Source organism: Janthinobacterium sp. PC23-8, from assembly GCF_002250505.1.
Lineage (GTDB): Bacteria > Pseudomonadota > Gammaproteobacteria > Burkholderiales > Burkholderiaceae_D > Janthinobacterium.
Genome location: NZ_NJGY01000001.1, coordinates 735,860 through 748,134, shown reverse-complemented (window position 1 = coordinate 748,134; position 12,275 = coordinate 735,860). Strand labels below are relative to the sequence as shown.

The following is a 12,275-nucleotide window of genomic DNA, read 5'->3' as shown; positions in this document are numbered from 1 at the left end:
GGATTTATCGTCATGCCACGCACCCGTATCAAGATTTGCGGACTGACCCGCATCGAAGACGTCCAGGCCGTCGTGGCTGCTGGCGCCGATGCGATCGGCTTCGTGTTTTATCCGCACAGCCCGCGCTACGTCACGCCGCAACAGGCGGCCGGCCTGATCGCCGCCATGCCGCCGTATGTGGCGACCGTAGGCCTGTTCGTCAATGCCAGCGTGGAAGAGGTGCAATCGATCGCGGCGGTGGCGCGCTTGTCGCTGCTGCAGTTTCACGGCGACGAGACGCCCGAGCACAGCGCGGCCATCGCGGCCGCCGTCCATACGCCGTTCGTGCAGGTGTTCCGGGTCAAGCCTGACACAAGCGCGGAAGATTTGCTAGAATACGAACAGCGCTATCGCGCCGCCAGTCCCTTGTTTTCCAGCCTCTTGCTCGATACCTATGTGGACGCCTACGGCGGCGCAGGAAAGGTATTTGATTGGTCTCTCGTTCCAGAAGAACTCGCGCCTCGGGTCGTTTTGAGTGGTGGCTTGAGCGTACACAACGCGACTGACGCAGTGGTGCGCGTGCGCCCTTACGCCGTCGACATCAGCAGTGGTGTCGAAGCGTCCAAGGGCATCAAGGACGCATCCCGGGTCCGCGCGTTTGTCGCTGCGGTGCAGGATGCCGATACCATCATTGCCAGAGGAAATACCCCATGAAACCATTCAATACCAGCGGCGCTGCGCCGTTGTTCCACGCCGCCGATTACGCTTTTCCTGACGCGCGCGGCCACTTCGGCCCCTACGGCGGCGCTTTCGTTGCCGAAACGCTGACCCACGCACTGGCCGAACTGAAGGACGCCTACGCGCGCTACAGTGCCGACCCGGAATTTCTCGAAGAGTTCCGCTACGAGCTCAAGCATTTCGTTGGCCGCCCGTCGCCGATCTACCACGCCAGGCGCTGGTCCGAAATCGCCGGCGGCGCGCAGATCTATTTCAAGCGCGAAGACCTGAACCACACGGGCGCGCACAAGATCAACAACGTGATCGGCCAGGCCCTGCTGGCCAGGCGCATGGGCAAACCGCGCATCATCGCCGAAACCGGCGCCGGCCAGCACGGCGTGGCTACCGCCACCATCTGCGCGCGCTTCGGCCTCGAATGCGTGGTCTACATGGGCAGCGAGGACGTCAAGCGCCAGGCGCAGAACGTCTACCGCATGAAACTGCTGGGCGCCACCGTCGTTCCGGTCGAGTCCGGTTCCAAGACCCTGAAAGACGCGCTCAATGAAGCCATGCGCGACTGGGTCACGAATATCGAAAACACTTTTTACATTATCGGCACCGTGGCCGGCCCGCACCCGTACCCGATGATGGTGCGCGACTTCCAGTCCGTGATCGGCGAAGAGTGCCTGGTGCAGATGCCGGAAATGACGGGCCGCCAGCCCGACTATGTGCTGGCCTGTATCGGCGGCGGCTCGAACGCCATGGGGATCTTCTATCCCTATGTCGACCAGAAGGACGTGCAACTGATCGGCGTGGAAGCGGCCGGCGAAGGCCTGGAAACGGGCAGGCACTCGGCCTCGCTGACGGCCGGCTATCCAGGCGTGTTGCACGGCAACCGTACCTATCTGCTGCAGGATGGCAATGGGCAAATTATCGAGACGCATTCCGTCTCGGCCGGCCTCGACTATCCTGGCGTCGGTCCCGAACATTCCTGGTTGAAAGATTCGGGCCGCGCGCAATATGTCTCGATCACCGACGACGAAGCGCTGCAAGCGTTCCACGACTGCTGCCATATCGAAGGCATCATCCCGGCGCTGGAGTCGGCGCACGCACTGGCCTACGCGGCCAAACTGGCGGCAACCTTGCCAAAAGATAAGATTGTACTGGCCAACCTGTCGGGCCGCGGCGACAAGGACATGCATACGGTGGCCGAGCGCATGGGTTTGAATTTTTCATAACCCCAGGCAGAAACCGGGGTCGGACCCTCAGGGACTCGGCGTCCCCGTCCGACCCCGGCATTTGCTGTTGGGTTTTGAAAACTATTCCATTTATCTAGCATCAAGAAAGAATCCCATGTCCCGTATCGCCGCCACCTTTGCCTCCTTAAAATCCCACAACAAAACCGCCCTGGTCACCTTTATCACCGCCGGCGACCCCGGCCCTGACGCCACCGTGCCGCTGATGCACGCGCTGGTCGACGGCGGCGCCGATGTGCTCGAACTGGGCGTGCCGTTTTCCGACCCGATGGCCGAAGGCCCGGTGATCCAGCGCGCCTGCGAGCGCGCCCTGGCATTCAATGTCGGCATCCACGACGTATTTGAATACGTGCGCCAGTTCCGTGTCACCAACGCGCACACGCCGGTGGTCCTGATGGGTTACGCCAACCCGATCGAACGCATCGGCAGCGCCGCCTTTATTGCCGCCTCGAAAGAAGCTGGCGCCGATGGCGCCATCGTGGTCGACTATCCGCCGGAAGAGTGCGAAGAATTTGCCAGCGCCATGCGCGCAGGTGGCCTCGACCTGATATTCCTGCTGGCGCCCACCTCGACCGAAGAGCGCATCGCCCAGGTGGCCAAGGTCGGTGGCGGCTTCAGCTATTACGTGTCGCTGAAAGGCGTGACGGGCGCCGGCAATATCGATACCGCGCAAGTGGCCGAGCGCCTCGCCGCCATCCGCCAGCACGTGAAACTGCCGATCGGCGTCGGTTTCGGCATCCGCGATGCGGCCACCGCGCGCGCCGTGGCCGAGGTGGCCGACGCCGTGGTGATCGGCAGCCGCATTATCCAGGAGATTGAAAATGCCCCTGCCGGCGGCGAAGCCGAGGCGGTGCGCAGCTTTACGGCCGGCATCCGTGCCGCGCTCGATGCCTGACAATATTGCTTTAAAAGTAATGCGTTAATATGGCAAAGTTCGACAGCCCGGCGATAAACGGCTACACTTCGGCCACTGAATTGGCTGATATTGTGCAATAGATAAAACAAGGGGCGCCGCAAGACGTGGCGCCCATCATCGTTCGCCGGGGGCGTCCACCGACGCACCGACACGACATTCTTGCCCGACAAGGGTAACAGGAGAAAAATATGAGTTGGTTGGAAAAACTGCTGCCACCGCGCATACAGCGCTCTGATGCTGCCGCGCGCAAGACCATGCCGGAAGGCCTGTGGGTCAAATGCCCGTCGTGCGAAGCCGTGCTGTACCGGACGGACCTGGAATCGAACCTGCACGTCTGCCCGAAATGCGACCATCACATGCGCATCCGCGCGCGTGAACGCCTCGACAGCCTGCTCGACGCGGGCGGGCGCTATGAAATCGGCCAGGAAATCCTGCCGGTCGATACCCTGAAATTCAAGGACAGCAAGAAGTATCCTGACCGCCTGAAGTCCGCCATGGAAGCGACCGGCGAGACCGACGCCATGGTCGTCATGGGCGGGGCCATCATGAGCTTGCCGGTGGTGGTGGCGTGCTTTGAATTCGAATTTATGGGCGGCTCGATGGGTTCCGTGGTCGGCGAGCGCTTCGTGCGCGGCGCGCAGATCGCGCTGGAGCAGAAAGTGCCGTTCATTTGCATTACCGCCACCGGTGGCGCGCGCATGCAGGAAGGCTTGCTGTCGCTGATGCAGATGGCGAAAACCACCGCCATGCTGACCAAGCTGTCGGAAAAGAAATTGCCTTTCATTAGCGTGCTGACCGACCCGACCATGGGCGGCGTGTCCGCTTCCTTCGCCTTTATGGGCGACGTGGTGATTGCCGAGCCGAAAGCGCTGATCGGCTTTGCCGGCCCGCGCGTGATTGAAAACACCGTGCGCGAAAAGCTGCCGGAAGGCTTCCAGCGCGCCGAGTTCCTCGTCACCAAGGGCGCCGTCGACATGATCGTCGACCGCCGCAAGATGCGCGAAGAAATCGCCCATTTGCTGGCGCTGTTGCAGAATCAGGCTGTGGAAGTATTGGCTTAATAGCCAACCCCGTCAATGCTGGGGTCAGTCCCGACGGGACTGACCCCGATGTTGTTTTGGCTTACCTGTCTTTCCCGCTTCGCGCACTCTAATCAAGAAGTCTCCCATGCAAAACCTCCCCACCACTTTGCCAGACTGGCTCGCCATGCTGGAAACCCGGCATTCGGAAACGCAGATCAATATGGGCCTGGACCGCGTGCAGGCCGTCAAGGCGCGCCTGCAGCTCGCCTTTGCCTGTCCCGTGATCATGGTGGCCGGCACCAACGGCAAGGGCTCGACCTGCGCCATGCTGGAGTCCGTATTGTTGCGTGCAGGATACAAAGTGGGCCTGTATATCAAGCCGCACTTTCTCGACTTTAACGAGCGCGCCCGGGTGCTGGGCGAGATGGCCAGCGACGAACAGCTGGTCGCCAGTTTTAACGCCGTCGAAGCGGTGCGCGCCAACACGCCGCTGACCTATTTTGAATTCACCACGCTGGCCATCCTGCATCTGTTGTCGCACGCTGGCCTCGACGTGGCCATCCTGGAAGTGGGCTTGGGCGGGCGCCTGGACGCCGTCAATGTGATCGACGCCGATGTGGCCATCGTCACCAGCGTCGATATCGACCATACCGATTACCTGGGCGACACGCGCGAGGCGATCGGCTTTGAAAAGGCCGGCATCTTCCGGCCGGGCAAGGCGGCCATCTGCAGCGATCCGGTGCCGCCGCAGTCGCTGATCGAGCATGCGGCGGCGATCGGCGCCGACCTGTGGCTGATGGGCCGCGACTTCAATTACTCGGGCGACAAGCAGCAGTGGAACTATGGCGGGCGCGAGCAGCGCCGCAATTCGCTGGCTTACCCGAGCCTGCGCGGCGCCAACCAGATCCTCAACGCCGCCGCCGTGCTGGCGGCGCTGGAAGTGCTCAAGCTCAAACTGCCGGTCGGCGCGCAGGAAGTGCGCACCGGTCTCGTCACGGTGGAATTGCCGGGCCGCTTCCAGGTCTTGCCGGGTCGCCCCAGCGTGATCCTCGACGTGGCGCACAACCCGCATGCGGCCTCGGCGCTGAACCAGAATCTGGGCAATATGGGCTTTCACCCGTACACCTATGCCGTGTTCGGTTCCATGCATGACAAGGATATCGACGGCGTGCTCGCTGCCATGAGCGAACACGTCGACCACTGGTGCCTGGCGGGCCTGCCTTCGCCACGCGCGGCAACGGCTTCCGAGTTGGCGGACAAGGTACAGATCATGCTGGAAGGCAAGTCCGATAGCGCTGACCATACGGTATCCGTATTCGATGATCCGGCACAAGCTTTTGCAAATGCAATGAGCCGGGCCGGTGAGAATGATAGAATTGTGGTCTTTGGTTCCTTCCTCACCGTTGCCGGCGTGATGAAGGCCAGGAAATCCTCACTTCACTGAAACGCACTCGACTGAAAATGACGCATGGGCTTGTTCTCGAAACTGTTTAAAAACAAGCAAGAATCCTCTGGCGAAGACAGCGGCTTTTATGTTCCTGGCGAAGCACAGTCGCCGACCCGCAAGCGCGCCGCCAACACCTCCGGCGGTGGCGGCAGCCGCCGTGGCGGCAGGGATGCGCCCGATCCTGCCTTGCCGGAAAAAAAGCGCGCACGCCGCCGCCTGATCGGCGCCATTGCGCTGGCCCTGGGCGTGGCCGTCGGCTTGCCGATGCTGCTCGATTCCGAACCGAAGTCGCCTGCCAACGATATCGCCATCGATATTCCGTCGAAGGAAAAAGTCGCTGTGGTCCCGGTCCCGGTCCCGGTCCCGGTCCCCGCGCAGGCGGTACCGGCGCAAGGCTCGGCCAACACTGGCCTGGACCAGTCCGAGGAAATCGTCGATACGCCCTTGCCGGCCAAATCGAAGCCGGTACCGATGCCCACGCCGGTCTCCCCGGTACCGGCCACCGTGGTGGCCGCCGCCGAGCCGGTCAAGCCGACCTATGTCGAGCCGAAACCGGTCAAGGTCGAGCCGAAGCCGGTCAAGGTCGAGCCCAAGGTCGAGCCCAAACACGAGCCCAAGGTCGAGCCCAAGGTCGAAGCCAGGCCGGAACCGAAACATGAGCTCAAGCCGGAACCGAGGCCTGAGCCGAAACCGGTCAAGGTGGAAAAGGCGAATGACGATGCGGCGCGCGCGCTGGCCATCCTGGAAGGCAAGCCTGCAGCCAGGGCGGAGGCCAAGGCAGAGGAAAAATCTGCCGATAGCGATGGCGGCAAGTTCGTGGTGCAGGTCGCCGCGCTGGCGACGCAGGACAAGGTCGATGAACTGCAGGCAAAATTGCGCGATGCGGGCATCCATTCCTATACGCAAAAAGTATCGAGTCCCGGCGGCCAGCGCATCCGCGTGCGCGTGGGGCCGTTCGGTAGCCGCGACGAAGCTGAAAAAACCCGCGCCAAGCTGCAGAAGATCGGCCTGGGCGGTAGCCTGGTGCCGGCGTGAGCAGTGTGATGCAGGTGGGCTGACGGCGTGACGATCTTCGATTACCTGGTGCTGTTCGTGCTGGCCACGTCGGTCCTGATCAGCATGATGCGCGGCCTGATCAAGGAAATCCTGTCGCTGGTGAGCTGGGTGGTGGCGTTTGTGGCCGCCAATGCCTACGGCGCGACCCTGGCCAAGTTCTTGCCGGCCGTGATTCCGGGCGAGGCCGTGCGCTTGCTGCTGGCCTTCGTGATCCTGTTTATCGGCGTGCGCATCTTGATGGGCTTGCTGGGCATGACGGTTGATGCGCTGGTCAAGGTGACGGGGCTGAGCCTGGTTGACCGCATGCTGGGCAGCCTGTTCGGCGCGGCGCGGGGGCTTGTAATTGTGCTGACCACCGTCATCTTGTGCGGCATGACCTCGATCCCGCAACAACCGTTCTGGAAGAACGCCATGCTCAGTGCGCTCGCGGAACAGGGCGCGCGCACCATCAAGCCTTTTCTGCCTGCCGCTTACGCGCAGCACGTGAAATTTTGATCTTTTTAAATCAGTAGCACAGTTACAGGAGCACACCATGTGTGGCATCGTCGGCGTCGTTTCCCATCAACCTGTCAATCAATTGCTCTATGATGCATTGTTGCTCTTGCAACATCGCGGTCAGGACGCGGCAGGGATTGCGACCAATCACAGTAGTATGTTTTCCATGCACAAGGCCAACGGTCTGGTGCGCGACGTCTTCCGCACGCGCAACATGCGTTCGCTGCAAGGCAATTCCGGCATCGGCCACTGCCGCTATCCGACCGCCGGTTCGTCCAGCGAAGAGGAAGCGCAGCCTTTCTATGTCAATGCGCCGTTCGGCATTACCCTTGCGCACAATGGCAACCTGACCAACTGGGAACAGCTCAAGCAGGAGATGTTCAAGAACGACCGCCGCCACATCAATACCGATTCCGACTCGGAAGTGCTGCTGAACGTGCTGGCGCATGAAATCCACCAGGCCACCACCGGCCTGCTGCTGGACCCGGAAGCCATCTTCAAAGCCGTGACCGTGCTGAACCGCCGCGTCAAGGGCGGTTACGCCGCCGTCGCGCAGATCGCCGGCGTGGGCTTGCTGGCCTTCCGCGATCCGCATGGCATCCGTCCGCTGTGCCTGGGCATCAATGAAACCGAGCAGGGCGCCGAGTACCTGATCGCTTCCGAATCGGTGGCGCTCGAAGGCATGGGCTTTCGCTTCGTGCGCGATATCGCGCCGGGCGAAGCCGTGTTTATCGACGCCGACAAGCAATTGCACAGCCAGCAGTGTGCGGACAACGCCAGCCTCAACCCTTGCGTCTTCGAATTCGTCTACCTGGCCCGTCCCGACTCCGTCATCGACGGCGCCTCGGTGTACGCCACGCGCCTGAAAATGGGCGAATACCTGGCTGAAAAAATCCGTCGCGAACTGCCCGAAGGCGGCATCGACGTGGTCATGCCGATTCCCGATTCTTCCCGTCCGGCCGCCATCCAGCTGGCCCTGGCGCTGAACATCGAGTATCGCGAAGGCTTCATCAAGAACCGTTACATCGGCCGCACTTTCATCATGCCGGGCCAAGCGGCGCGCAAGAAGTCCGTGCGCCAGAAGCTCAACGCAATTCCTTCCGAATTCAAGGACAAGGTCGTGCTGCTGGTCGATGATTCCATCGTGCGCGGCACCACCAGCCGCGAAATCGTGCAGATGGCGCGCGAAGCGGGCGCCAAGAAAGTGATCTTCGCTTCGGCCGCGCCACCGGTGATCTATCCGAACGTGTACGGCATCGACATGCCGACCCGCGACGAGCTGATCGCCTATGGCCGCACCACCGAAGAGGTATGCCGGGAAATCACGGCCGATTACCTGGTCTACCAGGATATCGACGACCTGAAGCAGGCCATTGCCGACGTCAACCCGGCCCTGACCAGCTTTGAAGCCTCGTGTTTCGATGGCGTCTATGTCACGGGCGACGTGTCGCAGGACTACCTGGACCGATTGGAATATGCGCGCCACAACCCGAAGGCCGCCGCGCCCGAAGACACGCCGCGTTCCCAGCTGAACCTGAACCTGGCGACAACGGAAGCATAAGTAACCTGCCCGGCCTGCGCCGGGCTTTTTTTTCTCTGCGATCATGAACGACAAAAAAAACTACGGCTTTACCACCACCATCCTGCATAGCGACCGCCGCAAGGGCATCGAACACGGCTCGCTGCACAAACCCGTGCATACCTCGGTCGCATTCGGCTACACTGACGCGCGCCAGCTGGCCTCGGTGTTCCAGGGCAAGGAGCCGGGCTTCCGTTATGGCCGGCAGGGCAATCCGACCGTCTCCGCGCTGGAAGACAAGGTCAACCAGATGGAAGACGGCGTCGGCACCCTGTGCTTTGCCACCGGCATGGGTGCCATCGGCGCGGTCGTGCAGTCCTTGCTGCGCGCGGGCGACCATGTGGTGTCGTCGGCCTTTTTGTTTGGCAATACCAACAGCCTGTGGCAGACGGTGACCAACCAGGGCATGGCCGTGTCGTTTGTCGATGCCACCGATGTGGCCAACGTGGCGGCCGCCATCACGCCGGACACGCGCATCGTGTTTGTCGAAACCATCGCCAATCCGCGCACGCAGATCGCCGACCTGGCGAGAATCGGCGCGTTGTGCCGCGAAAAAGGCATTTTGTATATCGTCGACAACACCATGACCACGCCGTATCTGTTCCGCCCGAAAGCGGTCGGTGCCGGCCTGGTGGTCAATGCGCTGACCAAGTCGATCGGCGGCCACGGCCATGCCTTGGGCGGCAGCCTGACCGATACGGGCGTGTTCGACTGGACGCGGTACCCGAATATTGTCGAGAACTATAAAAAAGCGGCGCCCAAACAATGGGCTCTCGCGCAGATCCGCGCCAAGGCCTTGCGCGACTTCGGCGCCTCGCTGGGGCCGGAAGCGGCCCACCATCTCGCCGTCGGCGCCGAAACCATGGCCTTGCGCATGGAGCGCACCTGCTCGAACGCCCTGGCGCTGGCCACCATGCTGGCCGCCGATCCGCGCGTGGCGGCCGTGCATTACCCGGGCCTGGCCTCGCACCCGCAGCATGCGCTGGCAAGCGAGTTGTTCCGCAGCTATGGTTCTTTGTTCAGCTTTGAACTGAAAGACGGGATCGATTGCTTCGATTTCCTCAATCGCCTGAACTTGGCCATTCCTGCGAGCAACCTCGGCGACACGCGCACCCTGGTGATTCCGGTGGCGCACACCATCTTCTACGAGATGGGGGCCGAGCGGCGTGCCAGCATGGGCATCGCCGAGTCGCTGATCCGTGTTTCCGTCGGTATCGAGGACGAAGCCGACTTGCTCGACGACTTTCAGGGTGCGCTGGACGCGTAAGCGCTTCGGCAATAAAAAAGGGCCGCGACAGCATGGCTGTAGCGGCCCTTTTTACATGCAATCAATTAGTGCCAGCTGCGCATCAGGCCGACCGCCAGGCCTTCGAGGGCAAACTCGTCTTCCGGCGTCACGGTAATGACCTTGAAGTCCGGGTTTTCCGGGAACAGTTCGATCAGGGTGCCGGTTTTTTTGTAGCGCTTGACGGTGACTTCGTCGCCGATGCGGGCGACGACGATCTGGCCGTTCTTGGCGCTGTCGATTTTTTTCACGGCCAGCAAGTCGCCGTCCATGATGCCGGCGTCGCGCATCGACCAGCCGCGCACCTTGAGCAAAAAGTCGGGCTTGGCGGAGAACAGGGCCGGGTCGACGTTGTAGCTCGCTTCCAGGTTTTCCTGCGCCAGGATCGGCGAGCCGGCGGCCACGCGGCCGATCAGGGGCAACGACATCAGCAGCGCGGCAGGTACTTTCGGCAGCGCCTGCCCGGCCGCCGCCGCACTCGCCGCACCGATCAGGCGTATGCCGCGCGAGGTGCCCGGTGAAATCTCGATGGCGCCTTTGCGGGCCAGGGCCTGCAAATGCTCTTCGGCCGCATTGGCCGATTTGAAACCCAATTCATTGGCGATTTCGGCGCGGGTCGGAGGAAAACCCGTGTTCTCAATCGCGTCCTTGATCAGGTTCAGGATTTGTTCTTGTCGTGCTGTCAGCTTGATCATGGATGGTGGGTGCATAGTGAAATGCTGTCTATATGAACAGTCTGTATTTTTGTACAGTATCGCCGACTATGCAAGCGACTTTCGGCATTTTCGATCGATTTCGATGGAAAAAATCGCCTGGCGTGCAAAAAGGGGGCTTCAGCCGCCGCGTCAGGCGCTGGCAGGCAAGCAAAGCTTGAACGGATCGCAAAAGGCGGTTATAATCTTCGGCTGACCTTCCCACACCCGTCTTGACGCCGGGGTGGGCGATTATCAATCCGACCTGAAGGAGTTTGCATGCGTCATTATGAAATAGTCTTTATCGTCCATCCGGACCAAAGCGAGCAAGTGCCCGCGATGATCGAACGCTACAAAGCCAGCGTAACCACCCGCGGCGGTTCGGTACACCGCGTGGAAGATTGGGGCCGCCGTCAAATGGCTTACTCGATCCAGAAACTGCCTAAAGCACACTACATCTGCCTGAACATCGAATGCGACAACGAGACCCTGGTCGAGCTGGAAACTGCATTCAAATTCAATGATGCCGTGTTGCGTCACCTGACCGTTAAAATGAAGAAAGCTGAAACAGCTCCTTCGCCGATGATGAAATCGGTACAGCGTGAAGATGCGGCGAAAAGCCACCGCACCGAAGCACCAGCCGCCGCTCCAGCCGCCGCAGCAGCCTGATAGTCCAGGATCGTGCGCTGAACCAGTTACAAGTTACCGCCATCATTGCCGAGCGTGAAATATTGCGCTACACCCCGGCAGGGTTGCCGATCGTGAATGCAGTATTGCAACACAGTTCGCAGCAGATGGAAGCCGGTATTGCCCGTTTGACCGAGTTTGAACTTGCCGCGCTGGCCGCTGGCGAAATTTCAGGCCGGTTCAGCCAGGCAAGCTTGGGCGGGGTCTATCAGTTCACGGGTTTCCTGGCCAGGAAAAGCCGCAACAGCAAGAGTTTGGTGTTTCACATCATTGATTTTAGTGCAGTCATTTCTGACTAGCGCATTTTAGATACAGGAGCCTCACATGGCATTCGGTAAAAAGTTCGACAAAAATAAGCTCAAGCTTAAAGAAAAACGCAAACAGCAAAACCCACTGTTCAAACGCAAGAAGTTCTGCCGCTTCACCGCAGCACACGTTGAGCAAGTTGACTACAAAGACGTTGACACGCTGAAAGACTTCGTCCAGGAAAACGGCAAGATCATGCCAGCACGCCTGACCGGTACCAAAGCGCACTACCAGCGCCAGGTTGACACCGCAATCAAGCGCGCTCGCTTCCTCGCGCTGCTGCCATACACCGATCTGCACCACGCTTAATCGGTCAGATATTCCTGGAGAAGAACTATGCAAATCATTCTGTTAGAAAAAGTTGTCAACGTCGGTAACCTCGGCGAAGTCGTCAAAGTCAAGGACGGTTACGCACGTAACTTCCTGATCCCGCAACGCCTGGCCCGTCGTGCTACCGCTACGGCGATCGCCGAATTCGAAGTCAAGCGCGCTGAACTGGAAAAAGCTGCTGCTGCCAAACTGGCCGCATCGCAAGCCCAGGGCGAAAAACTGAGCGGTCTGACCGTTCAAGTTGCTCAAAAAGCTGGTGTCGATGGCCGTCTGTTCGGTTCCGTCACCAACTTCGACATCGCTGAAGCGCTGAGCAAGCAAGGTTTTGCTGTTGAAAAAGCACAAATCCGCATGCCTGCCGGCCCGCTGAAAGTTGTTGGCGAGCACAACGTTTCGGTTGCCCTGCATACCGACGTGGTGGTGGAAGTGGTGATTGCTGTCGTGCCAGACGCACACGCGTAAATCGTTTGCAGGCCCCGGCCTGCAGGCATTGCCGCAATACGAAAAG

14 protein-coding genes are annotated in these 12,275 nt (G+C 60.7%); 13 read left to right on the top strand and 1 reads right to left on the bottom strand.

Annotation, left to right across the window (positions count from 1 at the left end):
- Positions 1-12: 12 nt before the first annotated feature.
- The 9 genes from CD932_RS03340 to CD932_RS03300 all read left to right on the top strand — a co-directional run bounded on the left by CD932_RS03340 (position 13) and on the right by CD932_RS03300 (position 9,734).
- Positions 13-693, top strand: a complete 681-nt coding sequence (locus CD932_RS03340; RefSeq protein ID WP_094441390.1) for a phosphoribosylanthranilate isomerase — start codon at positions 13-15, stop codon at positions 691-693.
- Positions 690-1,934, top strand: a complete 1,245-nt coding sequence (gene trpB / locus CD932_RS03335) for a tryptophan synthase subunit beta (protein ID WP_094441389.1) — start codon at positions 690-692, stop codon at positions 1,932-1,934. The genes CD932_RS03340 and trpB overlap by 4 nt, the downstream gene beginning before the upstream one ends.
- A 115-nt stretch (positions 1,935-2,049) precedes the next feature.
- Complete coding sequence (trpA, locus tag CD932_RS03330; RefSeq protein WP_094441388.1) at positions 2,050-2,847, top strand: tryptophan synthase subunit alpha; 798 nt, start codon at positions 2,050-2,052, stop codon at positions 2,845-2,847.
- A 209-nt stretch (positions 2,848-3,056) separates the two neighbouring features.
- Positions 3,057-3,929: an acetyl-CoA carboxylase, carboxyltransferase subunit beta gene (accD, locus tag CD932_RS03325; protein ID WP_094441387.1), complete on the top strand. Its 873-nt coding sequence runs from the start codon at positions 3,057-3,059 to the stop codon at positions 3,927-3,929.
- A 106-nt stretch (positions 3,930-4,035) separates the two neighbouring features.
- Positions 4,036-5,334 (top strand): bifunctional tetrahydrofolate synthase/dihydrofolate synthase, encoded by a 1,299-nt coding sequence (gene folC / locus CD932_RS03320; protein WP_094441386.1) that lies wholly within the window; start codon positions 4,036-4,038, stop codon positions 5,332-5,334.
- 24 nt (positions 5,335-5,358) lie between these two features.
- Positions 5,359-6,372: an SPOR domain-containing protein gene (locus tag CD932_RS03315; RefSeq protein ID WP_094441385.1), complete on the top strand. Its 1,014-nt coding sequence runs from the start codon at positions 5,359-5,361 to the stop codon at positions 6,370-6,372.
- 27 nt (positions 6,373-6,399) lie between these two features.
- Complete coding sequence (locus CD932_RS03310; protein ID WP_094441384.1) at positions 6,400-6,888, top strand: CvpA family protein; 489 nt, start codon at positions 6,400-6,402, stop codon at positions 6,886-6,888.
- A 37-nt stretch (positions 6,889-6,925) separates the two neighbouring features.
- Positions 6,926-8,449, top strand: coding sequence for an amidophosphoribosyltransferase (gene purF, locus CD932_RS03305; protein WP_094441383.1), 1,524 nt, complete (start codon positions 6,926-6,928; stop codon positions 8,447-8,449).
- Positions 8,450-8,492: 43 nt separating this feature from the next.
- Positions 8,493-9,734, top strand: a complete 1,242-nt coding sequence (locus tag CD932_RS03300) for a cystathionine gamma-synthase family protein (protein WP_094441382.1) — start codon at positions 8,493-8,495, stop codon at positions 9,732-9,734.
- Between the two features lie 65 nt (positions 9,735-9,799).
- Here CD932_RS03300 and lexA read toward each other — a convergent pair whose 3' ends face one another.
- The gene (gene lexA / locus CD932_RS03295) at positions 9,800-10,447 is read right to left on the bottom strand and encodes a transcriptional repressor LexA (RefSeq protein WP_094441381.1); all 648 of its coding nucleotides are present in this window, start codon (positions 10,445-10,447) and stop codon (positions 9,800-9,802) included.
- Between the two features lie 276 nt (positions 10,448-10,723).
- Here lexA and rpsF point away from each other — a divergent pair, with 276 nt between their 5' ends.
- Genes rpsF through rplI form a run of 4 tightly spaced genes read left to right on the top strand, consistent with a single transcriptional unit; the run spans position 10,724 to position 12,229 of the window.
- The gene (gene rpsF / locus CD932_RS03290) at positions 10,724-11,113 is read left to right on the top strand and encodes a 30S ribosomal protein S6 (protein WP_034750499.1); all 390 of its coding nucleotides are present in this window, start codon (positions 10,724-10,726) and stop codon (positions 11,111-11,113) included.
- Positions 11,114-11,130: 17 nt separating this feature from the next.
- A complete protein-coding gene (gene priB / locus CD932_RS03285; RefSeq protein ID WP_094441380.1) occupies positions 11,131-11,430 on the top strand; it encodes a primosomal replication protein N in 300 nt (99 codons plus the stop codon).
- 25 nt (positions 11,431-11,455) lie between these two features.
- On the top strand, positions 11,456-11,746 hold the full coding sequence (gene rpsR / locus CD932_RS03280) for a 30S ribosomal protein S18 (protein WP_010400024.1): 291 nt from the start codon (positions 11,456-11,458) through the stop codon (positions 11,744-11,746).
- A 27-nt stretch (positions 11,747-11,773) separates the two neighbouring features.
- Positions 11,774-12,229 (top strand): 50S ribosomal protein L9, encoded by a 456-nt coding sequence (gene rplI, locus CD932_RS03275; RefSeq protein WP_094441379.1) that lies wholly within the window; start codon positions 11,774-11,776, stop codon positions 12,227-12,229.
- The last annotated feature ends 46 nt before the right edge of the window (positions 12,230-12,275 follow it).

Excerpts from the sequence above, each read along its gene's own strand:
- CD932_RS03340 (WP_094441390.1), top strand. The coding sequence starts at position 13 with ATGCCACGCACCCGTATCAAGATTTGCGGACTGACCCGCATCGAAGAC.
- trpB (WP_094441389.1), top strand. The coding sequence starts at position 690 with ATGAAACCATTCAATACCAGCGGCGCTGCGCCGTTGTTCCACGCCGCC.
- trpA (WP_094441388.1), top strand. The coding sequence starts at position 2,050 with ATGTCCCGTATCGCCGCCACCTTTGCCTCCTTAAAATCCCACAACAAA.
- accD (WP_094441387.1), top strand. The coding sequence starts at position 3,057 with ATGAGTTGGTTGGAAAAACTGCTGCCACCGCGCATACAGCGCTCTGAT.
- folC (WP_094441386.1), top strand. The coding sequence starts at position 4,036 with ATGCAAAACCTCCCCACCACTTTGCCAGACTGGCTCGCCATGCTGGAA.
- CD932_RS03315 (WP_094441385.1), top strand. The coding sequence starts at position 5,359 with ATGGGCTTGTTCTCGAAACTGTTTAAAAACAAGCAAGAATCCTCTGGC.
- purF (WP_094441383.1), top strand. The coding sequence starts at position 6,926 with ATGTGTGGCATCGTCGGCGTCGTTTCCCATCAACCTGTCAATCAATTG.
- CD932_RS03300 (WP_094441382.1), top strand. The coding sequence starts at position 8,493 with ATGAACGACAAAAAAAACTACGGCTTTACCACCACCATCCTGCATAGC.
- lexA (WP_094441381.1), bottom strand. The coding sequence starts at position 10,447 with ATGATCAAGCTGACAGCACGACAAGAACAAATCCTGAACCTGATCAAG.
- rpsF (WP_034750499.1), top strand. The coding sequence starts at position 10,724 with ATGCGTCATTATGAAATAGTCTTTATCGTCCATCCGGACCAAAGCGAG.
- rpsR (WP_010400024.1), top strand. The coding sequence starts at position 11,456 with ATGGCATTCGGTAAAAAGTTCGACAAAAATAAGCTCAAGCTTAAAGAA.
- rplI (WP_094441379.1), top strand. The coding sequence starts at position 11,774 with ATGCAAATCATTCTGTTAGAAAAAGTTGTCAACGTCGGTAACCTCGGC.